This is a genomic window from Vibrio sp. R15-SG3-ISO1B, from assembly GCF_059833835.1.
In genome coordinates this window covers 175,191-198,907 of record NZ_JCBDGG010000047.1, presented here as the reverse complement: position 1 = coordinate 198,907, position 23,717 = coordinate 175,191, and the positions used below count along the sequence as shown (strand labels likewise).

The window sequence follows — 23,717 nt, the reverse complement described above, 5'->3', positions numbered from 1 at the left end:
TGACCTATGTGAGAGGGTGAAGTATCATCAATGCTTATGTCTGATGGTATTTCCTACTAATTTCTGCTTTGAGTTCGTTTTTTTCGAAAGAAGAGCTCCAGAGAAGCGAATGTTATTGTTAACAGGATTTGAATAAACTTTCGCACATTCAACGTAAGGTGAGCTAGATCAACTATTGTTTCACTAACGTGTGAGTTTCACTCATGTTCTAGTTTCGCTAACGCTTTATAGCTTGGAGGCTTTTTCGATGCTGTATGCAGTCCTGTCCGGTTTTTTCCTGGCAGCGTTTGTTCCTTGGCTGTTTCGCCAATTTGGTGAGAAGACCAGCAAACTGTTGGCACTTTTGCCCGCAGGTTTGTTTGTCTATTTCTCAACCTTTTGGACTCAGATAACAGAGCAAGGACCACTTCTGATTCGTTATGACTGGGTCCCTTCGTTGGGTATCAGTCTCGATTTCTGGTTAGATGGCCTGAGTTTACTCTTTGCGCTGCTGATCTCTGGGATCGGTTTTTTTGTCGTTATCTATACGGGCAGTTATCTGGCCAACAAACCGGATCAACGCAAACTGCTGACCTATTTGATGGCGTTCATGGGCGCGATGTTGGGCGTGGTGTTATCCAACAACCTGATGGCGATGTTTGTCTTTTGGGAGCTGACCAGTATTACCTCTTACATGCTGATCGGTTACTACCACGAAAAAGAGTCGTCGCGTAAATCTGCGCTGCAAGGTCTGTTTGTCACCGTCGGCGGCGGCTTGGCGCTATTGGCTGGTATTATTCTGCTTGGCAGCCTTGCGGGCACTTATCAGATCAACGAGATTCTTTCGCAAGGTACGCAGCTGCAAACGCACGCGCTGTTTAGCGTGATGATGTTGGCGATTTTGGGCGGCACCTTTACTAAATCGGCCCAGTTCCCATTCCACTTTTGGTTACCTAATGCGATGGCAGCGCCGACGCCGGTCAGTTCTTACCTGCACTCTGCAACCATGGTCAAAGCCGGCGTCTATTTAATAGCGCGTTTACAACCGACGATGGCGGGGCATGATCTCTGGACCTGGCTACTGACGTTTGTTGGCGCTACCACTATGCTCTTGGGCGCGGCTATGGCGGTGACCAGCACGGATCTGAAGCGCATTTTGGCCTATTCAACCGTGATGGCACTGGGAACCTTGACCATGCTGGTTGGTATCGGCACGGAAGCGGCGCTGGTGGCGGCGGTGGTGTTCTTACTTGGCCACGCCCTCTACAAAGGTGCACTCTTCATGGCGGCAGGCACCATAGATCATGAAACGGGCACCAAAGATGTGCGCGAGTTAGGTGGGCTACGTAAAGCGATGCCGTACACTGCGGCGTTCATGTCTCTCGCTGCACTGGCTTTAGCAGGCGTTCCGCCTCTTTTTGGGTTCATCGGTAAAGAGATGATGCTCGAAGGCGTGTTATCCAGCCCTTGGGCAGCGTTGCTTGCGCTTATGGCGCTGTTGACCTCCATCTTTATTGTCGCTTGTGCAGGGCTATTGGTGATCAAACCCTTCTGGGGTGAGAAGAAAGCCACGCCAAAGGAGGCGCACGAAGCGCCGCTTGGAATGCGTCTTGGCTTTACGGTGCTTTCGGTGTTAGGTCTGGTTCTTGGCTTGATTCCTTCATTGGCTTCGCCGCTTGTTGTATCTGCATCGACGGCGATTCTCGGTAATCCTGCGAGTAAGGTGGATCTCGCGCTGTGGCATGGTCTCAATCTTCCGCTGATGCTGAGTATTACGGCTATGGTGGTCGGTTACCTCCTATTTAAGCAGTGGGATAAACTCGGCAAACGTGCAATTAAAGCCAAACCATTACTGAACTACGGACCGGAAGCGGGTTACTTTGTCTTTATGGACAACATGGTGAAATTCGCCAAATGGAGTACCGCCAAACTGCAAAATGGTTATATGTCGAACTACATTTTGACCATTTTCCTCACGACGATCGGTTTGGTGGCGTACGCCATGGTTACCCGCGTTGGTTTCCACTGGGATTTGGATTTCTCTGACGTGACGCTCAAAGAGATCGGCCTATCGATTCTGATCATTGCGGTGATTACGTTTGCTTGTTTGACCAAAGTACGTTTGAGCTCGGTGGCGGCCCTTGGCGCACTCGGTTTTGCCATGGCGCTGATTTACGTCTTCTTTAGCGCGCCTGATTTGGCCATCACTCAGGTGCTGATTGAAACTCTGACGGTCATCATGTTGGTGTTGGTTTTGTTCAAACTGCCTAAGTTCCAAACGCTCTCAAGCGCGGATGTGCGTTGGCGTGACACCATCGTCGCCCTGTTGTTTGGTGCAATGATGGCGACGCTATTGATGACAGTAGTGCATTTCTCGATGCCAGGCGGTATTAGCGGGTACTTGATTGAAAACAGTGTACCAATCGCGAAAGGGCGCAATATCGTCAACGTGATTTTGGTCGACTACCGTGCACTGGATACGCTAGGTGAGATTTTCGTCTTGTCGTTGGCGGCGATTGGTGTGACTGCGATGCTGCGTTCGAAGAGGGACTAATGATGAACAAAACCAGTACTTCTATGATTTTGCAGGTCATCGCACGCTTTCTGCTGCCGATGTTGCTGCTGTTTTCTGTGTTTTTATTGGTGCGTGGCCATGATGAACCGGGCGGCGGTTTTATCGCGGGCCTGGTGGCGTCAGCGGCCTTTGCATTGCACTTGTTCGCGTTTGATGCCAAAGAGACGCGCAAGTTGATTGGCATCGACAGCACTTACCTGATGGGTGGAGGATTGATTATCTCGACGCTCAGCGGTTTTGTCGGTGTGATTAAATCTGGCAGCACGTTTTTGACCGCGCAGTGGTGGTACGTCAATGTGCCGGGATTGGGTGAGCTCAAATTGAGCACGCCGCTGATGTTTGATGTGGGCGTCTACTTTGTTGTGATCGGCATGGTGACGACACTGCTTTTCTCACTGGCACAGTTGGAGGATTAAATGACCACATTATTTGCTTTGGTGATCGGTGCGCTCTACGCCGCTGCTCTGTACATGATGTTGCGCCGCAGTGTGGTGAAGTTGGTCATTGGCCTCATCATTCTGTCGAATGCGACCAACTTGCTGATCTTTACCGGTGGCGGTCTGGTTCGTGGTGCGCCACCACTGATTGCTGAGGGTATGACGGCTCCGGTGGGGGCGATTGCTGACCCTCTGCCCCAAGCCCTTATTCTGACTGCTATCGTCATCAGCTTTGGCGTATTAGCCTTTGCCGTGGTGCTGATTAAGCGCGCTTACAGCGTGATCGGTCAAGATGACATGAACGAAATGAAGAGTACAGATTCACAATTATGATACTTCTATTGCCCGTACTGATCCCTATGTTTGCCGCGGCGTTGTCGATGACGCTGTGGAAACATCAAACGCTGCAACGCTGGATCAGTGTGTTCTCTAATTTTGCGTTGCTGATTGCCGCGGTCACCTTGTTCTACACCGTTTATAACGATGGGATCCAAGTGGTCACCTTGGGAGACTGGCAGCCACCTTATGGTATTTCAATGGTGGCGGATCTGTTGGCGGTGATTATGGTCACCGTGTCAGCGGTCGTGGCGTTTTGTATCTCCATTTATGCCTTGGCCACCATGAGTGAGGAGCACGAAAAGTTCGGCTTCTACCCGCTACTGCATCTGATGTTGGCAGGTGTCATTGGCTCTTTCCTAACCGGTGATATTTTCAACCTCTACGTTTGGTTTGAAATCATGCTGGTGGCATCGTTTGGCTTGCTGATTTTAGGTGGCGAACGCAGTCAAATGGAGGGCGCGCTCAAGTATGTGACGCTTAACTTGCTCTCTTCTGCATTGTTCCTCAGTGCGATTGGTTTGCTTTACGCCTACGCAGGTACGCTGAATATGGCGGATCTGGGGCAAAAATTGGCGACCACCGACAGCCCACAAGTGGTGACGGTGATTTCACTGCTTTTCTTGGTGGCATTTGGCATCAAAGCGGCGGCATTTCCGATGTTTTTCTGGCTGCCAGCCTCCTACCATACACCGCCTGTCGCTATTTCAGCGGTGTTTGCTGGCTTGTTGACGAAAGTGGGCGTTTACGCACTGTATCGCGTGTTTAGCCTAATCTTTGTCGGTGATATCGCCTTTACTCACGGCACTTTGTTGATGTGGATGGGTATTTTCACCATGGTGACGGGCGTGCTGGGTGCGGCGGCGCAGTTTGAAGTACGTCGTATCTTGTCTTTTCATATCGTGAGTCAGATTGGCTACATGATTTTAGGTTTGGCGCTCTTTACGCCATTGGCGATTTTGGGCGGGGTATTTTATCTCTTCCACCACATCGTGGTGAAAACTAACCTGTTCCTTATCGGTGGTGTGATGCATCGTATGCACGGCAGTTACGATCTGGGTCGGTTAGGTGGTTTGTATAAATCCGCGCCGTTCCTTGCGATTTTGTTTGCTATCCCAGCCATGTCTCTGGCGGGTATTCCACCGTTGTCAGGCTTCTTCGCTAAGTTTGTCGTGATCAAGGCAGGTATTGATGCGCAAGCATGGATAGGGGTGATTGCTTCGCTCGCCGTGGGGCTACTGACGCTCTATTCGATGGTGAAAATTTGGGCGGAAGCGTTCTGGAAGAAGCTGCCAGAGGATGCAGAAGTGTTGCCAGCGATGTCAGATTCAGAGCGATTCTTCCTTTACCTACCGATCATCTTGATGGCAATCATCACCGTTACGATTGGTATTAACGCAGAATGGTTTGTCAATCTCGCAAGCATGACCGCGGATCAGCTACTGGATCCTGCGCAATACATCGATGCTGTGTTAGGAGGTCAATAAGATGAAAGCCTTTGGTTGGAATATGTTATTGGCGTTGGCGTGGGTGATCTTATCGGGCACCTACACCATCTCAAATCTCTTTGGGGGCATGTTGCTGAGCTATGTGGTGTTGGCTTACGTGCTTCGCGATCAGCCAGCGTTCAAACGTTATTTCGGTAAGTTTCCTAAGTTTGTTAAGTTCGCGCTGTTCTTCATCTGGGATTTGGTTAAATCGAACGCTCGCGTGGCATACGATGTACTGACGCCGACGCATTTGATGAAGCCTGCGGTGATTGCCGTCCCACTCGACATTAAAAGCGATGCCGGCATCACGCTATTTTCGAACTTAATTACCGTTACACCAGGTTCACTAGCACTGGATGTGTCCACCGACAAAAAAGTCCTGTTTGTCCACCTGATGTATTTTGAAGATGAACAACAGCATGTGGCAGAGCTGAAAAAGCTTGAAGCCATGGTGCTGGAAATTATGGAGTAAGGCGACGATGGATACTGTATATACCCTCTGTTTTGCCATGCTAATTCTTGCGCTGCTGATCTCTTCGGTTCGTTTGCTGAAAGGACCGTCGCTACCCGACCGAGTGGTTGCGCTTGAGCTAATGGCCTCACTTACCGTCGGTTTGGTCGTGCTATATGGACTGGCATACCAAGAGCCAGCGTTCATTGATGTGGCTATTGTACTGGCGTTGACGTCGTTTCTGGCGGCTGTCGGGTTCTCGAGCTTTTTGGAGAAAAGAGGAATTCAAGATGATGACTGAGTTTTTTGTTGCGCTATTTGCACTGCTGGGCTCTTTCTTGATGCTCCTTGCCAGCATTGGCTTAAACCGCATGCCTGACTTGCTGACCCGTATGCATGCGACCACTAAAGCAGGTGCGTTAGGTGTGGGTCTACTGGTGATCGCCTTTGCGATTGTTTTTTGGAGCGATGCCGCCATCGTCGTTCGCGCAGCGGCGGTTGTCGTGTTCATCATGGTGACGGCACCGATTGCGGCGCATGTGGTGGCGCGGACCAGTTACTTCGTCGGTGTCCCTGTTTGGGAAGGCACGGTAAAAGATGCCATCAAAGAGCAGTACGATATGGATACGCACCAACTGTCTAGTCAAAACTGTACCGAGGCGACACCCAGCGCTGCAGAGATGCCCGCTGCGGTCGAAACGCCGGGAGTTAAAGACGAATCATCGTCATCGTGATTTTTTCGACGTCGAGTTGTAAAGAAAACCGCCCCCATTGCTCGCAGTGGGGGCGGTTGTTTTATTAGAGAGCCTTATCGATTTAATCCTTAAAGAGTCACTTATCGCAGTGTTACTTAGGAATAGTGGTAAATATCGTCCACTCTTTGACCACTTCTCGGCTCATGCCGACCACGGTGGCGGACACCTTGCGATCTAAGGCTTCAGTAGTCGCGTCACCCGCGCTTTCTTCGGCTGCGCTGTCTCCAAAACCAACAATGGCGATCCGCTCAGGCTCCACACCATAGTAGAGTAACTCTTGCTCAACGGCATTTGCTCGTAGCTTTGACAGCTCTAGATTGCGTTCCGCGCTGCCAGTTTTACTGGCGTAGCCTTGCAGTTGTATAGACGTCTCTGGGTATTGGGCAAGAAACTCTGCCATCGCTTCAATTTGGGTTGAATATTGCCAATCGACTTCGGCCGAATTGTTTGCAAATAAGATAAACAGCTGCGACTCTTCGCGTTTCGCGAGGGCTTGGCCGCAGCCATCGTTGTCAATAAGGGCTCCCAACGGTGTACCGGGGCAGAAGTCACGTGCGTTCACTACGCCATCACTGTCGTCATCGGTGAGATCAAACGGTTGTTCTGCTGTGGGAGTGTCAATATAGTCATACTGATCGTCTTCGGCTTGTGCGGTAAAGGCAAGCGCTACACTGAGCAGAGAAAACGGGAATAGCATCAATTTGTTCATCTTAATACTCCATCTTCTCTTGCCATTCTTTTGGCGTATCCACTAATAGTGCGTCGAGCAAGTTGCCGGTTGCATTCATCACTCGATACTTGGCGTACTGCTCAGCGTAGTGGGCGTCGAGGTAATCTTTACGCGCCTCAAACAGTTCGTTTTCGGTGTTGAGTAAGTCAAGTAGGGTACGTTGGCCGATACGATACTGTTTCTCGTAGGCAATCACTGTTTCTGAGGCAGAATCGACATGGTCGGAGAGGAACTGCTTTTGTTGCAAGGTCAAATCAAGCGCACTCCAAGAGAGGCGTAAACCTTCCTCTACTTGACGATACGCGTTGTCGCGTAAATCTTTGGCCTTGTTAAGTTGATAAGCCGCTCGTTCTGAGAGATCGCTGTCGCTGCCACCATTATAGAGGTTGTAGCGCATGCGAAGCATGGCAAGGGTTTCGTCACTACGCCCTTCATCGCCGCCAGCGTCATCTCGCCAAGTTTGACTCGCTTCAATAGAGAACGTGGGGTAGAAGTTACCTTTAGACTGCTTGTATTGAAAACGTGCAGCATCAACATCCGCGTGTGAGGTTTGAATCACAGGGTGAGAGGCAATCGCCTGATCAAGTGCCTCCTCGAGAGTAAGAGGAATACGTGATTCGTCAGCACGCGGGTAGATGAGCCCAAGCGGTGCTTGACCTACGACTCGCTGAAACTGAGTATGGGTATCAAAGAGGTTATTTTGCGCTGCCAGCAAGTTACCATGCGCTTTGGCGATACGCGCTTCAACCTGCGTAACATCAGCGGTTGAACCAACGCCAGAGTCGGCGCGACGTTTGATGTCTTTGTAGATGTCTTTATGGACCTTGAGGTTGCTCTCTGAAAGCTGCAATACCTCGTAGGCTTTAACGGCATCTAGGTAAATCTCGGTGACTTGAAGTGCAAGGTCTGAAGCCTGCGACAAAAGTTGTAGCCTCAAAGACTCCGCATCCGCCGCGGTGCGGTCGATATCGTTTAATGTTGCGTTACCGTCCCACAGCAACTGCGTTAAGCTTACGGTCGCTTCCTTTCGGGTGAGGTCGCTACTCCCTCCACCTACGCTTTCAGCATCGTTAATTCCTTCATAACCGATACCCGCATCTAAATCGATACTCGGCAAGTACGCACCGACGGCAGCATCGCTAGATTTCACGGCACTGCGGAACTCATTGTAGCTCGATTTTAGATCCGGATTAGTGGCAATGGTATAAGCCACCGCTTGTTCTAACGTTTGTGACTGTGCTGCGAGGCTCAACATCAGTGTGCTCGCGGCGACGCATGATAACTTCCAGTTCAAGGTGATCTCCCTATACATCTCGTTACAGATAAGACGCTGTCACATAAGGTGTTTGTATTTCGTTATAGTTGTTACTAGCTTAGCCTTTCTAATGACAAAGTGAGAGGGGCAAATTCAAAAAATGACCGAATGTAGTACTCATTTACAGGTGTTGTCTCATTTTTGAGATGTTGGAGGTGGTTTTTACTCATTGAGTTTGGGGTAGGACGCAATTTTATACCGAGTTTTTGTCGTTCATTTTCTTATTACTTGCGTAGATGCCGCTACACGCAATGGCTCTTATGACCTCCCGGTTTTTTTGATTCAGCTTATTAACTGAAATCATTTCGATTGACGTGGTCTATTAACACTTTTGTTTTGATAGATTAATTAATAATTTGATTCGATATTGCGAAAATGAGTTGCCAATTTCCGGCAAATTATGATACTTTCGCGCGCAATCTCGGAGAGCAGTCGTAATGACGCTCTGGGGGACACGCGTGAGGTCATTCGGGCTGAGTGAACAACACGTAGGGTAGGTATCGATAAGTCCTTTTATCGATAGACGGGATACTGTTGTCGTATAGCGACATATGAATGGGAAACCCAACATTGAATCCACTAAATAAACACACATTGATCAGCTTAGTTCTTCCTGAGTGCCCTGTTTTACAAGACAGTTGCATCACTGAACCTTGATTTTCTACTAAACGTCGAATCCATCCCATGTGATGGTCTGTTTATGCTTGGTTGCGATTTGCTATCGACACCGAGCCGTTTGCTGTTCCTTTTCCTCTCCCATTTTATCTCGGAAAAGGCCGAAAATTGTTTCAATGGAACTTATCATGAGCACAGCTTTTGAAGTCGATACCAACGCTATCGCAACCCCTTTTTCAACTCAGATTCCTGTTGTGGATGGTCTGTATGATCTCACGCCTGATCAAATTTTGCTTGATCAGCAACAGCACGAATCTGAAGTTCGCTCTTACCCTCGACGTCTACCGATTGCGATTAAACAAGCGTACGGTGCTTTAGTTGAAGATACTCGCGGTCAGTTATTCCTCGACTGTCTGGCCGGTGCGGGCACATTGGCTTTGGGTTACAACCACCCAGAGATCAACCAAGCACTGAAAGATCAGCTCGACAGCGGATTGCCATATCAAACATTGGACATCGCCACCCAAGCGAAGACCCACTTTATCAAGACGGTGAAGGAATTCTTGCCTGAGCAATTAGGCGACAATTGTGTGATTCAATTTTGCGGCCCTTCAGGTGCGGACGCTGTAGAAGCTGCGATCAAATTGGCGAAGCAGACCACCGGTCGTAACACCATGTTTGCTTTCCGTGGTGCGTACCACGGTATGACAAACGGCACTATGGGCATGATGGGCAACCTAGGTACTAAAGCGCGTCGTACTGGCCTGATGTCTGATGTGCACTTTATGCCATTCCCTTACAGCCTGCGCTGCCCATTTGGGTTGGGTGGCGATGAAGGCGCCAAAGCCAGCATTCGTTACATTGAGCGTCTCTTGAATGATGACGAAGCGGGCATCATGAAGCCGGCAGCGATTATTGTTGAGCCGGTTCAAGGTGAAGGCGGTGTCATCCCTGCACCTGCATTCTGGCTGCAAGGCCTGCGTCGTATCTGTGATGAGCACGGCATCCTGCTGATTTTTGATGAAATTCAATGTGGTGTAGCGAAAACAGGTTACAACTTTGCGTTTGAAGAGGCGGGTATTGTGCCAGACGTGCTCTGCCTATCGAAAGCGATTGGTGGCGGTATGCCGATGTCGCTGTTAGTGATCAACAAGCAGCACGACACTTGGAAACCGGGCGAGCACACGGGCACCTTCCGTGGCAACCAGTTGGCAATGGTCTCTGGTGCCAAAGCACTTGAAATCATTCAGCGTGACAACTTAGTGGAGCACGCTAACATCGCCGGTCAATACCTGCGCCTTGGTTTAGAAAATATCCAAAAGCGTGTCAACTGTGTAGCAGAAGTTCGTGGTAAAGGCTTGATGCTAGGCGTTGAAATCAAGAAAACCAACGACGAGAAGAACAAGTTTGGCGAGCCAGCCTCCGATGGTGCGATGACGTTGCGCATTCAACGCGCGGCACTGGAACGTGGTTTGATGGTTGAAAAAGGCGGCCGTGACGGTTCGGTTATCCGTTTCCTACCACCGCTGATTATTTCGTTTGAACAAATTGATTTTGCGCTACGCACACTTGAAGCGGCGATGATTGCTGCTGGCGCGGATTACGTTGAAGCACCTGCGGACAACCAAAAGTGGAACAAGCATTTTATTCACACCGGTGAGCAGGGTGCGGATGAGTTCGCGGCGGTGATGTCTCACACTACGCGTGTGATGAAAGCGATGTTTGAGCAAGTGGAAAAACCATACTCAGGTATGGACCCTAAATTGCTTGAAGCGCAAATCAATGCGGTCAACCTTGATGCCTCTGAAACCAGTTTGAAAGAGGTGATTGCCAGCACGACCGACTTGGTGGCGAAAAATGCCATTTTTACTCAGCACCCAAGCTGTATTGCTCACCTGCATACACCCCCTTTGATGCCATCTGTGGCGGCAGAGGCGATGATTGGTGCACTCAACCAGTCAATGGATTCATGGGACCAAGCGTCTTCTGCAACTTACGTTGAGCAAAAAGTGATTAACTGGCTGTGCGACAAATACGACATGAGCCAAGACGCCGACGGCATCATGACCAGCGGCGGCACGCAGAGCAACCAAATGGGTCTTATGCTGGCGCGTGATTGGATCGCCAACAAACTTTCTGGCCACTCTATCCAAAAATTGGGCTTGCCTGATTACGCCGACAAATTGCGAATCGTCTGTTCGGCTAATGCGCACTTCACCGTGCAAAAATCTGCCTCTTGGATGGGCTTAGGTGAGAAAGCAGTGTTACCCGTTCCAGCAAATATCGACGGCACCATGAAAGCAGAGCTGCTTGAGCAAGTGGTTGCGGATGCAAAAGCGCAAGGCTTGATTCCATTTGCGATTGTCGGTACGGCAGGGACCACGGATCATGGCGCGATCGATGATCTTGAGCGTATCGCCGAGGTTGCCGAGCAGCACGAACTCTGGATGCATGTCGATGGTGCATACGGCGGCGCACTGATTCTCAGTGGCTCAAAAGGTCGCCTCAAAGGTGTTGAGCGCGCAAGCTCCATCAGCGTGGACTTCCACAAGCTGTTTTTCCAAACCATTAGCTGCGGCGCTTTGCTAGTGAACGACAAAGCAAACTTTGCGTTCTTGCTTCACCACGCGGACTATTTGAACCGTGAGCACGATGAGTTGCCAAACTTGGTCGACAAGTCTATCGCGACCACCAAGCGTTTCGATGCACTGAAAGTCTTCATGACAATGCAAAGTGTAGGACCAAAGGCGCTCGGTGAGATGTACGATCACCTGTTAGAGCAAACTCAGCAAGTGGCGGATATGGTTGTGGCGGCACCTGGTTTTGAACTGTTAGCCAGACCTGCACTATCGACGGTGCTATTCCGCAGCACGCTGGGTGACGAAGCGAACTTGGATAAACTCAACCAGAAAGTGCGTATTGAAGCGCTGGTACGCGGTATCGCGGTATTGGGCGAAACCGTCATTGCGGGTAAATCAGCACTCAAGTTTACGATTTTGAACCCAACGCTTTCATTGAAAGATTTTGAGAAACTATTAAACGACATCAACCAGCTTGCGGTTGAACTAGTAAAATAAGGTAACAAAGACCATGGCAATTCTACAGATTGGTGCCGGCGGTGTTGGCTGGGTAGTCGCGCACAAAGCGGCTCAGAACAACGACGTCCTCGGTGATATCACTATCGCATCACGTACTTTAGGTAAGTGCGAGAAGATCATCGAATCGATTCAGAAGAAAAATAATCTGAAAGATTCAACTAAGAAACTAGAAGCGCGCGCAGTGAATGCGGACGACGTGGAGGCACTGGTTGCCTTAATCAAAGAGGTTCAGCCTGATCTTGTGATCAACGCGGGTCCTCCTTGGGTCAACATGGCGATCATGGAAGCGTGTTACCAAGCAAAAGTGTCATACCTAGATACCTCGGTAGCGGTTGATTTGTGCTCAGAAGGTCAGCAAGTGCCTGAAGCGTACGATTGGCAGTGGGGTTACCGTGAGAAGTTTGAAGAAGCAGGCATCACAGGCATTCTTGGCGCTGGTTTCGATCCAGGCGTGGTATCGGTATTTGCCGCGTATGCGGTGAAACACTTGTTCGATGAAATCGACACGATTGACGTGATGGATGTCAACGCGGGTGATCATGGTAAGAAGTTTGCGACTAACTTTGATCCAGAAACCAACATGCTTGAAATCCAAGGCGATTCTTTCTACTGGGAAGACGGTGAGTGGAAGCAAGTACCTTGTCACTCTCGTATGCTTGAGTTTGATTTCCCTAATTGTGGTGCTCACAAGGTGTACTCTATGGCGCACGATGAAGTGCGCTCAATGAAAGAGTTCATCCCTGCAAAACGCATCGAATTCTGGATGGGCTTTGGTGATCGTTACCTTAACTACTTCAACGTGATGCGTGATATTGGCCTACTGAGCCCAGATCCGCTGACGTTGCATGACGGCACTGTGGTTCAGCCACTGCACGTATTGAAAGCGTTACTTCCTGACCCGACCTCATTGGCGCCAGGCTACACAGGTTTAACCTGTATCGGTACTTGGGTGCAAGGTAAGAAAGATGGCGCAGAGCGTAGCGTGTTCATCTACAACAATGCGGACCACGAAGTCGCCTATCAAGATGTGGAGCATCAAGCGATCTCTTACACGACAGGTGTGCCAGCTATTACGGCTGCGCTTCAGTTCTTCCGTGGTAAATGGGCGGATAAAGGCGTGTTCAACATGGAACAGCTCGACCCAGATCCGTTCCTAGAGACCATGCCTGAGATTGGTCTAGATTGGCATGTTCAGGAACTCGAGCCTGGCCAACCCGTGATTCATAAACTCAAATAATCGAGTATCGGGTGTGAGTTCACACCCAGCGATGCTCATCAAAGCAGCCATTGGTCGTGTTCAATGGCTGTTTTTGTCATTTAGGGTTCTGTGGCGGTACAGCACAGTAGAACTCTTAAGCAGGAACTCGTGATGCACAACGAATTGAAAACTCCGTACTTTATGATCAACGAAGACAAGTTGATTGAAAACCTAGAGAAAGCCAAGCAGCTCAAAGAGATTTCGGGTGTTAAGCTGGTGTTGGCGCTGAAATGTTTTTCAACCTGGGGTGTGTTTGACATCATCAAGCCCTATCTTGATGGCACCACCAGCTCTGGCCCATTTGAAGTGAAACTCGGCTACGAAACGTTTGGCGGCGAGACGCACGCCTACAGCGTGGGTTACAGTGAAGAGGATGTGCGTGAAGTCGCGGACATCTGCGACAAGATGATTTTCAACTCGCAATCACAACTTGCTGCGTACCGTCATATCGTTGAGGGCAAGGCGTCGATTGGTTTGCGTCTCAACCCAGGTGTCAGCTACGCAGGTCAAGATCTGGCTAACCCAGCGCGTCAGTTCTCTCGTTTGGGCGTGCAAGCGGACCACGTTAATGCAGAGGTGTTTGATGGCATCGATGGCGTGATGTTCCACATGAACTGTGAAAACAAGGACGTCGATGCGTTTATTGGCTTGCTCGATTCTATCTCTCATCAGTTTGGTGACTACCTAGATAAACTCGACTGGGTGAGCATGGGCGGTGGCGTCTTCTTCACTTGGCCAGGTTATGATATTGAAAAGCTGGGTCTAGCACTCAAAGCCTTTGCCGACAAGCATGGCGTGCAAATGTATCTTGAGCCGGGGGAAGCCATCATCACTAAGACCACAGATTTAGTGGTTACCGTCGTGGATATCGTTGAGAACGGCAAAAAAACAGCGATTGTTGATTCGGCGACCGAAGCGCACCGCTTAGATACGCTTATTTACAACGAGCCTGCCTCGATTCTAGAAGCGTCTGATGGTGGTGAGCATGAATATGTGATCGGATCATGTTCGTGTCTTGCTGGGGATCAATTCTGTGTTGCAAACTTTGACCAGCCGCTTGAGATTGGTCAGCGCCTTCATATTCTTGACAGCGCGGGCTACACCATGGTGAAACTGAACTGGTTCAACGGCCTGCGCATGCCATCTGTGTACTGCGAGCGCTCGTCTGGTGAGGTACAGAAGCTGAACGAGTTTGATTACTCGGATTTCAAACGTTCTCTCTCGCAATGGAGTGTCCGTTAAACATCAATATAATGTGATAAATAGACGGTTCTACAAGCCATTTCTCCAAAACCCTGTCTTCGGATAGGGTTTTTTATTGTCGTCAGAATTGTCTGAAAATTCGACGCTTTAGCTGCATCTGGTATCAGGTTCGCTACAATTAACCATGATCTAGGTTAAATTCTTGACTATTAGGCGTTAACTGTGTGTACTAGATGTGCACATTATTAAATATACCTATAAAAAATTTGTTGCTGGGTTGTTTTTGATTCGGTTGTCAGGTGAGTTAAAGGCTAGGAGAGCAGATGCGCCCTATTATGTATATTGAAGTTGGCGGCGTCCTTTGGCAGATCATGCCAGATGGTAGCTGGCAACAAATCCCTTTCGACACCAGCAAAGAGCCAGATGTGCTGGTGATTACTCAAGATGTCGAGGGTGACAATCTTGTCCTGACGCCAGAGCAAGAAGAGGCCATTGAAGCGCAGCTAGACCAAGTGGTAGAAGAGCTGACTCAATACACGCTTAACAACCGAAGCGGAGAGGCGTACTCAGGCGCGAATTCACAAGAGAGTCAAAGCGCTTCTTTGATTAACTTTGTTCAAGCAACCCTTCAAGAAACCATCGCTAAAGCGGGCTTTGACACCCGTCCTAACGACCCTTTCGCCAACGATGATGCCCAGCCTGAGCCAGAAGTGCTCGATCTCCTTAATCAAAACGCCCAACTGAGCGTGGATATCCTCGATGGCGGAGACGGCTACGAAAACCGATTTGAATCGCCAGGTGTGGTGATCCAAGGAACGGCGCCGAATATTCGTGACGGTCGCACCGTCAACATCACCATTACCGATATCAATGGTAAGAGTGTATCAACCACTGCAGTGACGAATGATGAAATTTACTCGGTAAGCGGAGTGGATTTGACCTCTCTCGCCGAGGGACCCCTGTTGGTTAACGCCGTGGTCGCAGACAACTTTGGCAATAGCGTCAGCGCCCAAGACAACACCATCAAAGATACCCTTGCCACCATTGATGTCGACTTTGATGGTGAGGGTGACGAATACTACAACCAGTTCGAAGTGAGTAACGGCGCCTTAATCGGGCGTGTCGAGTTCGTCCAAGATGGTCAGCCGATCACAGTGCGAATCATTGACAGTGTGGGAACAACGTTAACACTGAGCTCTGTCGTTTCCGGCGGAACTTGGGCGATGGATAACATCGACCTCAGCGCACTCGCCGAGGGCACCTTAACCGTTATCGCACAAACCATCGATGTGGCGGGTAACCCTGCAATCGCGCAAGACACCATCACCAAAGATACGTTGGCGTCAATTACGGCGGATGTCGAAGATGGTGGTGACAACGTCATCAATATTAATGAAAAAGAGAGCGTGACGTTCTCCGGCGCCGTGGCCAATGTCGAAAATGGTCAGCCTGTTCATGTCGTGATCACCGATGGCAGTACAACCCTTGAATTTGACACTGTGGTGGTGAACGGTCAGTGGCAGGTCGAGGATGTCGATATTGGTGATTTTGTCGACGGCACTTTAGAGGTCACGGCCAGTACGCAAGATATTGCAGGAAACCCTGCAACCACGACCGATACGAGTACCATTGTCGATACCACTGTCCCTACCATTGATATCGACACCCTGTCGGGCTTTAGCATTTTAGATTTTCGCCAAGGCAATTTGACTACGATGCAAGGCACAACCACGGGGGTTGACGATGGATTGTTGGTCACCATTACCGTTTCAGACGGTACGCAGACGTTAACCTTTCAGGGCGCTGTAACGGGCGATACATGGAGCGTTGAAGATATCGATATCTCGTCGCTTGACCTCAGCCAAACGTGGACCATTGATGCGTCTGTTTATAACGCCATTGGCAACCAAGCTGTCGACGATATGCCGACGATCGTGCTGCCTGACTCGCTCTCATTTTCTGAAACCGTGGTGGGCATATTTGGCAGCGAAGCAAAAGATGCCAGTATTAATGTTGATTTCGCCGATTTTCGTTTTTATTCCGATCAAAGCTTTCTGACCGATAGTGTCACCTCTCAAAACAGCAGTATCACGGTGACAGTCGCTGGCGATGGGCAAAGTCTTGAAGGGCTGAATAACACTGATGAAGTGGTGTTCAGAGCACAAATCGTCGGCGATGAAGTTCGTGTCACCTTTTACAAAGCGATAGATCAAGGCGAAGGGTTAGATTCACTGCAAACGGCTCTGTTGCTTGAAGGGATACAAACGGACGCCGATGGGACAACCGAAACCGTGATTGCCCATTTACCCATTACGATCAAGGACTCCGATCCGCTAGTGTTTGGCGAAAGCTACACCATGACAGAAGGGACAACGTCATCAGGTAACTTGCTCAACAATGATATTGATTTGGATACGCAACTTCTGATCCGAGAAGTAGAAGTCGGTGCTGAAACTAAAGCCATCACCGGCAATCAGCCAGTCAGTTTTACCACCAGTGATGGCGTATTAACGGTATTTGCCAATGGTTACTGGACGTTCACCGCATCGCGAAACTTAGATCACAACGCAGAGCACTTGGTTTCTATAAACTACAAGGCGGGGGATGAGAGCAATGACTTTGGCACCGCAACCGCCACGATCACCATCAACGATGGTGGCGCGGGTGATATTCTAAACGGTGTGGCAAGTAGCACAGAATCCAACCTAAGCGATGTTTCTGCTTCTCTTAACGCAACGTTTGAGGTATTGGCTGGCTCGGATAATCCCGATCCGTCCTCCCTTGTGTTTGCCAATGGCACGCTCGCTTTGCTCGACGCTTTGGGTTTGCAGTCAACCTTAGATTTAGCCGATATCACCTATACCTTAAGTGGCGATGGTACCCTCATTACTGCCAGTTCGGCTGGCGAAACCATCTTTACCTTAACACTGAGCGCAGTCGCCAATGGCGATGATGTGACGGCAACGGTCACCCTTAATCAGTCGCAGCCCATCAGTCACACCTTAAAAAGTGATGCTGTCACTATTCCTCTTTTGATTGCCGGTAGCGATTTGGATGGAACGCCATTGTCATCCGGTGCATTTGAATGGGTGATTCACGACGGTGCGGATCCTGAGTTGGCCAATGCCACTAGCGTAACGCTCAATGAAAGCGATCTTGGCTCAGCACCGTTAAGTGCAAATGGTAGTTTTTCTCTCACGATCGGCAGTGATTACCTCGATAGTCTGTTTTTTGATTTGGCCGACCAACCAACGTTAAGCAGTGGCGGTCGTGATATTGTCTTTGTTTTGAATGACGACGGCTCGCTTTCTGGCTATACAGAAGATCTGCACACTCGTCTGTTGCCCGATGAACTGGTGTTTACCGTCACCTTTGCTCAGCCTGACAATGACGCGGATGCAACCGTTCCCTATACCGTCACACTCTATCAAGCACTCGACCAACTGGATGGTGATAGCACGTTGCCGATCGTGGTCACCGCCAAAGATAACGATGGCGATGAGTCGAAATTGACCTTGGATATTACCGTCAGCGATGGTGGCGTGCCGAGCATTGGTTCTGGGAACGTCGATTTGTCTGAAACGCCAAGAGCAACAGGCGTGACAGCGAAAGCGACCGCCGACGTTTCGTTTGATGTAAGTGCAGCGTTTGACCCGTTGGTTTATTTGGGCTTGGGCGTTGCAACGGGTGATGCCGTGTTGGACTCGAATGGCGATCCCATCACCCAAAACGGTCAAGCGATCACATGGCGAGACAATGGCGATGGGAGTTACGATGCCATTCTCGCCAGTGGTCAAACCGTTTTAAGCGTTTTTCTGCCTAGCGATTTTGTACTGGCGGCAGGCGACACAACAACGATTGATGTCCGTCTTGAGCTGTATCAGCAAATTGATCACAACCTTGCAGGCAATGATTTAAGCTTAACCATCCCCGTACCGGTCTACACAGTGGATTCAGATGGGACGGAAAATACCGTTGAATCGAGCATCACCATTTTTGATGGCGCGGATCCTCAAATTGAAGTGACTGGGTCGATGGATGTCGATGAAGAGGGGTTGACCTCAGGTCAGCAAGACAGCGGTATTGAAACGTCGACGCCTTCGATCAACTTGATTGAAGGTTCGGATGATATCGTTTCCTTGAGTTTAGATCGCACCGCCTTTGATGCACAAGGTTATACCAGTGGCGGCGTCGCACTGACATTGGCTGAGGTCGACATCAATGGTTGGTACTATGCGATGGCTGATGGCGACGAAGCGTTTCGTATCCGTTTCAACCTAGATGGCAGCGTTGAATTTGAATTGTACCGCCCATTGGATCACGAATCGGGGTTAGGTGAGAACAACCTCGAACTCAACTTTTCTTTGACGGCGACCGATGCGGATGGCGATATCTCAACTGCCGTAGACTACACCGTCAATGTCAAAGACGATGTGCCGATCTCGGTAGATTCGACGCTCAATTTGGTCGAAGGGGACAGCCAATCAGGCAACATGATCACCGCATTTGGTCGTGTTGGCGCCGATGGTGGTCAGTTGGTCAGCATCGGTTATGATGTCGACGGCAATGGTAGCTATGATCAGTATGTTTTTAGTGATGCCAATCCGTCATATACCATCAATCTCTATAACGACAACACCCCATCAGTCAGCTACGGCACGCTAACGGTCAATCGAGACGGCAGTTACACCTTGGTGACCAACGATAGCGTAGATGCAGACCCTGCATTGAATGACTTCCTGCAAATGGTAGTGCGGGACTTTGATGGCGATGAAGCCACCAGTGAGATTAGCTTTGTACTGGGGGACAACGAAGGCTTTATTCGTGTTGCTGATACGCAAACGACCGAAGACAATCTCGCTACGCTGGCGATTGAAGTCTCAACAGGGGATGTCGACCAAGAAGAGCAGGTGAAGCAAATCGCCATCAGCGAAAGTTCGCTTAAAGGTGGTTCACTCTATCTCAATGGTGAGCTGCTTGTTGCCGTTGACGGATTGATTACCCTCTCTGGCAGCCAACTCGATAGCTCGAATCCAAGTTTAGTGGTACCCAATGGTACGTTGACGTATCTTCCTGCGGAAAATCAGTCAGATACTACGTTGCCGGATCTTCCTCCGGAAAATCAGTCAGATACTAAACAGTCGATTTCTCTTGATGTCTCTGCGGTGATCAGCACGGATACGGGTCCTCGAGATCTAAAGGAAACGCTAGAGGTCTCGGTGTTACCGATTGCTGATACCCCTGAATGGGGCCAGTCCCAGTTTACTTACAGTACCGTTGAAGATGCCGACGAGGCGCTGTCACTGGATATCACGGCCAATCTTGTCGACCTTGACGGCTCTGAATCGCTTAAATATGAGATCTCAAATATCCCCGACGGGATCACCGTTACCCTTAATGGCTCGCCCATCAGTGAAGGTAAACAGTACACTCAACCTCAACTCGATCAGATGAAAATCGAAGCGGACCCGAATGTCGCGGGGAGTTTCACGTTCGATATCAAGGCGATTGCGATTGAAGCGGGGAATAGCTTTGCTAGCAGCGATGATAAAACCGCTGAAACCACCTCACAGGTGGTGGTCAACGTGAGACCGGATGCCGACACGCCGACCCTTGAAGTCAAAGACATCAAAGGGCTGGAAGATGAGGGGATCAATCTTCAAGATTACATCTTCGCTGACCTCACCGATACCGACGGCTCAGAAAGCTTGCGCATCAACATTCAAGTACAAGACGGCTGGACTATTGAAGGCGGCAGCGATATCGGTAACAACCAGTACACGGTGTTTGCGGCGGATCTTGCGGCTGGTTTAGTGACGTTGGTGCCTAAAGAAGACATCAGTTCCTACACGGAATCACTCTTTATCAATGTGACCGCTGTGGCGACAGAATCTACCCAAGATGGCTTGATTCCAGAGAACTCTGAAGCGTCAAGCAACACTGAAACGATTCAAATTTACCTCAAAGGCGTGGTGGATGAGCCGACGGTCATCGATGGCGGCCAAGGGCATTGGCAGTATGACGCTGAGAACAAGGTGATCAGCAATCAAGCGGACATGTTGGAAGATGCGCTAATCGCACTCGATTTTGTTGTCCAAACCAGTGACGACGATGTCTCAGAAGCGATCAATATTCTACTCACCGATATTCCAGAAGGTACCCAGTTAGTTGATGCTTCTGGAAACCCTGTTGCGTTAACCATCGCGTATATCGATGACACCACAGGTCCTGTATATCAGGTCAGTAATGACGACTTAGCGTCGCTCTATCTCAAACCAGTTAAAGATTTCAGTGGCCAGCTCACCTTGTCGGTGATCGCGGTGTCGACCGAGCCTGACGGTGATGCCGGCGAGTTCCCAATGACCGTCGAGATTGAGGTGTTGCCTCAGGTGGATCAAGCCGATGGCCAAGTGATTTCGACCCAAGGGGTCGAAGACCGATTGATTTCACTATCGCTTCAGCCGTCCATCAATGCCGATCAGGATGGCAGTGAGACCTTAACCGGTTACGTTATTACGTCACTAGATAACGACCTTACCCTCTACTTTGATGGGAAGCCCATTGAGATTGGAAGCGGCCTCGATTTGAGCAACACGCCCACCCTCGACAGTTTATTAGCCAGTGGCCGTTTGAGCGTGCTGGCCAGCGAAGACTTAAGTGGCGTGTTCAGTGTGGGCATTCAATACCAAGTGACAGATACCTCTAGCGAAGGCGCGACCGATGTTCGCTGGCTTGACGGTTCGCTGAGTGTCAATGTGAGTGCAAAAGTCGAGCTGGATACGCGTCTTGAAAGCTCCGGCAAATTGTACAGCAGTGATGATGGCTCCGCGGTGGATATATCGGATGCGGTCATTTTCATTGACGAAGATCTCGATGGCTCAGAATACCTCGATTACATTTTGCTCGTCGTTCCGGATGGGTACACCTTGATTGTGACGCATCCTAATGGTGCTAGCCAAGACGGTGATGGTAATTGGCTGATTCCAGCAGCGGGTTTGACCAGTGACAGCTTCCAGGAGAGCGTGACACAAATTCTAAATGGTGCGACTATCTCCAGCGCACAAAACACCCCAGTGTTGGATATCGTGGTTCGCGCGCGCGTGCTTGACGGCAGCGATGACCGCTTTATCGATACCAGTTTTGAACTGCAGATCACCGGTCATGATGGCAGCGGAACATGCGATCCAGTCGGAACGCCCGGTGATATTCAGTCAGGCGATATTACGCAACCGGAAGGCGACAACATCGACCTCTCTGGGCTACTCAATAGTGATGTTGCTAGCGATCCAGACAACGTCATCTCGTTCTTTGTGCCGGCCGATTCACTGCCCGAAGGCGTTGAGATTCAGGGCAGTGGTGTCACTGTCGAGTATGATCGTTTGGGGAACGTGATTGGCTATTCCATTACTGCTTCGGCGCTGGACAGTTTGGTCTTGACTGGTATCGATGAAGACTATGCGGGCATCCTTACTTTTACCGTTCAAACCATAGAAACCTCAGCCTGTAATGGCACCTCGGTGACCACTGACCAAACCATTACTATCAAGATTACGCCCGTGGTCGATGACATTGCGGTCACGGCTGATACTTACACGATTCAAGAGGATGCGGTCAGTGACCTCAACCTATCGCTCATTCTTGGCGATAGCATTGAAGACAGCCAGATGATCACTGGCGAGGGCACCGAAGCAACGGGTAAAGAGACAGTCAATAGCTTAACCGTGACTTTGACTGCCGGTGCGACGCTATCTGGCCCTGAGGATGTGTTGCAAGACAACGGCGATGGAACGTGGACTATTTTGCAGCCTGCTCGATTAAATGAAGTCGAGTTGGTGCCGCCAGCGCATTACAGTGGAGACGTCGTGATGACCTTCACTGCCAATATCACCGATGAAGCGAGTGACATCGCCGAAACTGACACACAAGATAAATCCACCACAGTCACCGTCAATGTTGAAGCTGTCGCTGATGAAGCGAATCTTGTGACAGAGAACGTAACTGGTGACGAAGACAGCTATATTTCTCTCGGCTCCATGAGAGCGGCGCTGATCGATCAAGACGGATCGGAAAGCCTCTCTTTGAGTTTAAAAGGTGTCCCTGATGGTGCGGTTGTAGTTTACAAAGTGGGAGACAGTTACGAGCTTGCACCAAACAATGGTCCTGATGGCGGCACTTTTAACGGCAGCAACACCTATGAGTGGCAGTTAGACAGTGCTCGCTTGAGCGATGTGTACATTCTTCCGCCACGTGACTTCAGTGGTGATATGCCTCTCTCCTTGGAAGCGATAACCCAAGAGCTTGAAAACAGTGATGTCAATTTCACCAGCTCTGAATTCATTGTCGGTGTATTGCCGGTAGGTGACCGTGTAGAGTTGGTCGACCTTGCTGATAGCTTGACGAGTGAGGAAAACACCGGTGTAGAGATTACACTCAATGCCTCGAGTTTTGAGACCAACAGTGACGAGTACCTACTACTCAGTTTTATTGTTGAACCGACTTCTGACGCTAGTGCGTTTACGGGCTTAGATCGGATAAAAGTGGGATTGCAAACCTCGGTGTTTTTGTCGACAGGCGATGGCCGAGCGATCGCGACTGTACAGGTTAAAGCGAGCGAAATTAACAACGTCACTTTCTTCCCGGGTGATGCTTTTGGAGAGTTCGACGTGACGATTTCTGTGTCGAGCTATGATCAAGCGATCGTGTTGGGTGAGCTTGCCGATGATCTGGGCGAGGCGACCGAAGAGAGTTTAACATTAACCATTACGCCGGAGCCTGATGCGCCCACTCTGACTGTGGATTATGACACCATTGTCGCCGATGCCGATGGCACCATACCATTGGGGCTGAGTCTTGAACTTATCAATCCAGCCGACAATGAAACGGGCAGCGTGATCATCTCTGGCTTACCGAGTGGCCTAGTGTTAAGCGCGGGTACTAGTCAAAACGGTAAGTACACCGTTGCGATGGAGGACATCGCTGATTTATCGATTGTTGGCGGCTACGATGGCGCCAGCGATTTTCAGTTGTCGATTGAGCCGGTGGCCAGTATAGGTTCCGATTCAGCAAGCGGTGTCGCGCAAGTTATTGACATCAGTTTGCAAGACCCAAGCGTTGTCTCAACCACGTTGACGGGTACTGATGGCGTTAATGACCGATTTGTGATTGGTCAAAGTAGCGGCACCGATACGATTACGGATTTTGAATACAGCGCCGATAGCGATGCCATCGACTTAAGTGCGATTTTAACTGGCGTGACCGACGGCGATAGTGCGGCGCAAAAACTCGATATTCGAGATGACGGCGGGGATGTCTTGATTGAGGTGACACCAGATGGCAGCACAGTTCAGCAATCCGTGCGTATTGCGGGTGTGAGTCTTAACGACTTCGCACCGAGTGTGAGCGGGGAAGCCGAGATTCTGCAAAAAATGATTGATGATCAAAACCTCATCGTGCAGTAAAAGATGGGAAAGAAGGC

13 protein-coding genes are annotated in these 23,717 nt (G+C 49.8%); 11 read left to right on the top strand and 2 right to left on the bottom strand.

The window, feature by feature from the left end; genetic code table 11:
- Positions 1-247 precede the first annotated feature (247 nt).
- From AC6R0S_RS15145 to mnhG, 7 genes are read left to right on the top strand one after another with little or no spacing between them, the layout of a single operon-like run.
- The gene (locus AC6R0S_RS15145) at positions 248-2,533 is read left to right on the top strand and encodes a putative monovalent cation/H+ antiporter subunit A (RefSeq protein WP_500638260.1); all 2,286 of its coding nucleotides are present in this window, start codon (positions 248-250) and stop codon (positions 2,531-2,533) included.
- Complete coding sequence (locus AC6R0S_RS15140; protein ID WP_334552317.1) at positions 2,533-2,970, top strand: Na+/H+ antiporter subunit B; 438 nt, start codon at positions 2,533-2,535, stop codon at positions 2,968-2,970. The genes AC6R0S_RS15145 and AC6R0S_RS15140 overlap by 1 nt, the downstream gene beginning before the upstream one ends.
- Complete coding sequence (locus AC6R0S_RS15135) at positions 2,971-3,324, top strand: Na+/H+ antiporter subunit C (RefSeq protein WP_334552316.1); 354 nt, start codon at positions 2,971-2,973, stop codon at positions 3,322-3,324. It abuts the gene before it with no gap.
- Complete coding sequence (locus tag AC6R0S_RS15130) at positions 3,321-4,814, top strand: Na+/H+ antiporter subunit D (RefSeq protein WP_500638259.1); 1,494 nt, start codon at positions 3,321-3,323, stop codon at positions 4,812-4,814. Before AC6R0S_RS15135 ends, AC6R0S_RS15130 begins: the two co-directional genes overlap by 4 nt.
- Before the next feature lies 1 nt (position 4,815).
- Positions 4,816-5,289: a Na+/H+ antiporter subunit E gene (locus AC6R0S_RS15125; RefSeq protein WP_500631160.1), complete on the top strand. Its 474-nt coding sequence runs from the start codon at positions 4,816-4,818 to the stop codon at positions 5,287-5,289.
- A gap of 7 nt (positions 5,290-5,296) precedes the next feature.
- Positions 5,297-5,569, top strand: a complete 273-nt coding sequence (locus tag AC6R0S_RS15120) for an MrpF/PhaF family protein (protein ID WP_334552313.1) — start codon at positions 5,297-5,299, stop codon at positions 5,567-5,569.
- Positions 5,559-6,002: a monovalent cation/H(+) antiporter subunit G gene (gene mnhG, locus AC6R0S_RS15115; protein ID WP_500627650.1), complete on the top strand. Its 444-nt coding sequence runs from the start codon at positions 5,559-5,561 to the stop codon at positions 6,000-6,002. The genes AC6R0S_RS15120 and mnhG overlap by 11 nt, the downstream gene beginning before the upstream one ends.
- Before the next feature lie 112 nt (positions 6,003-6,114).
- On the opposite strand, the gene AC6R0S_RS15110 is transcribed toward mnhG, so the two are convergent.
- Complete coding sequence (locus AC6R0S_RS15110) at positions 6,115-6,732, bottom strand: OmpA family protein (RefSeq protein WP_487903721.1); 618 nt, start codon at positions 6,730-6,732, stop codon at positions 6,115-6,117.
- A gap of 1 nt (position 6,733) precedes the next feature.
- Positions 6,734-8,008: a TolC family outer membrane protein gene (locus AC6R0S_RS15105; RefSeq protein WP_487903725.1), complete on the bottom strand. Its 1,275-nt coding sequence runs from the start codon at positions 8,006-8,008 to the stop codon at positions 6,734-6,736.
- A gap of 863 nt (positions 8,009-8,871) precedes the next feature.
- On the opposite strand from AC6R0S_RS15105, the gene AC6R0S_RS15100 reads away from it, so the two are divergent.
- From AC6R0S_RS15100 to AC6R0S_RS15085, 4 genes are all read left to right on the top strand, one after another.
- On the top strand, positions 8,872-11,760 hold the full coding sequence (locus tag AC6R0S_RS15100; RefSeq protein ID WP_500638258.1) for a pyridoxal phosphate-dependent class III aminotransferase: 2,889 nt from the start codon (positions 8,872-8,874) through the stop codon (positions 11,758-11,760).
- A 13-nt stretch (positions 11,761-11,773) separates the two neighbouring features.
- Complete coding sequence (locus AC6R0S_RS15095; protein ID WP_500627653.1) at positions 11,774-13,018, top strand: carboxynorspermidine synthase; 1,245 nt, start codon at positions 11,774-11,776, stop codon at positions 13,016-13,018.
- A 129-nt stretch (positions 13,019-13,147) separates the two neighbouring features.
- Complete coding sequence (gene nspC / locus AC6R0S_RS15090; RefSeq protein ID WP_500638257.1) at positions 13,148-14,281, top strand: carboxynorspermidine decarboxylase; 1,134 nt, start codon at positions 13,148-13,150, stop codon at positions 14,279-14,281.
- A gap of 284 nt (positions 14,282-14,565) precedes the next feature.
- Positions 14,566-23,700 (top strand): T1SS-143 repeat domain-containing protein, encoded by a 9,135-nt coding sequence (locus tag AC6R0S_RS15085; RefSeq protein ID WP_500638256.1) that lies wholly within the window; start codon positions 14,566-14,568, stop codon positions 23,698-23,700.
- Positions 23,701-23,717 lie beyond the last annotated feature (17 nt).

What these genes read in the sequence shown, in the direction of transcription:
- AC6R0S_RS15145 (WP_500638260.1), top strand. Translation starts at nt 248, where the DNA reads ATGCTGTATGCAGTCCTGTCCGGTTTTTTCCTGGCAGCGTTTGTTCCT.
- AC6R0S_RS15140 (WP_334552317.1), top strand. Translation starts at nt 2,533, where the DNA reads ATGATGAACAAAACCAGTACTTCTATGATTTTGCAGGTCATCGCACGC.
- AC6R0S_RS15135 (WP_334552316.1), top strand. Translation starts at nt 2,971, where the DNA reads ATGACCACATTATTTGCTTTGGTGATCGGTGCGCTCTACGCCGCTGCT.
- AC6R0S_RS15130 (WP_500638259.1), top strand. Translation starts at nt 3,321, where the DNA reads ATGATACTTCTATTGCCCGTACTGATCCCTATGTTTGCCGCGGCGTTG.
- AC6R0S_RS15125 (WP_500631160.1), top strand. Translation starts at nt 4,816, where the DNA reads ATGAAAGCCTTTGGTTGGAATATGTTATTGGCGTTGGCGTGGGTGATC.
- AC6R0S_RS15120 (WP_334552313.1), top strand. Translation starts at nt 5,297, where the DNA reads ATGGATACTGTATATACCCTCTGTTTTGCCATGCTAATTCTTGCGCTG.
- mnhG (WP_500627650.1), top strand. Translation starts at nt 5,559, where the DNA reads ATGATGACTGAGTTTTTTGTTGCGCTATTTGCACTGCTGGGCTCTTTC.
- AC6R0S_RS15110 (WP_487903721.1), bottom strand. Translation starts at nt 6,732, where the DNA reads ATGAACAAATTGATGCTATTCCCGTTTTCTCTGCTCAGTGTAGCGCTT.
- AC6R0S_RS15105 (WP_487903725.1), bottom strand. Translation starts at nt 8,008, where the DNA reads ATGTTGAGCCTCGCAGCACAGTCACAAACGTTAGAACAAGCGGTGGCT.
- AC6R0S_RS15100 (WP_500638258.1), top strand. Translation starts at nt 8,872, where the DNA reads ATGAGCACAGCTTTTGAAGTCGATACCAACGCTATCGCAACCCCTTTT.
- AC6R0S_RS15095 (WP_500627653.1), top strand. Translation starts at nt 11,774, where the DNA reads ATGGCAATTCTACAGATTGGTGCCGGCGGTGTTGGCTGGGTAGTCGCG.
- AC6R0S_RS15085 (WP_500638256.1), top strand. Translation starts at nt 14,566, where the DNA reads ATGCGCCCTATTATGTATATTGAAGTTGGCGGCGTCCTTTGGCAGATC.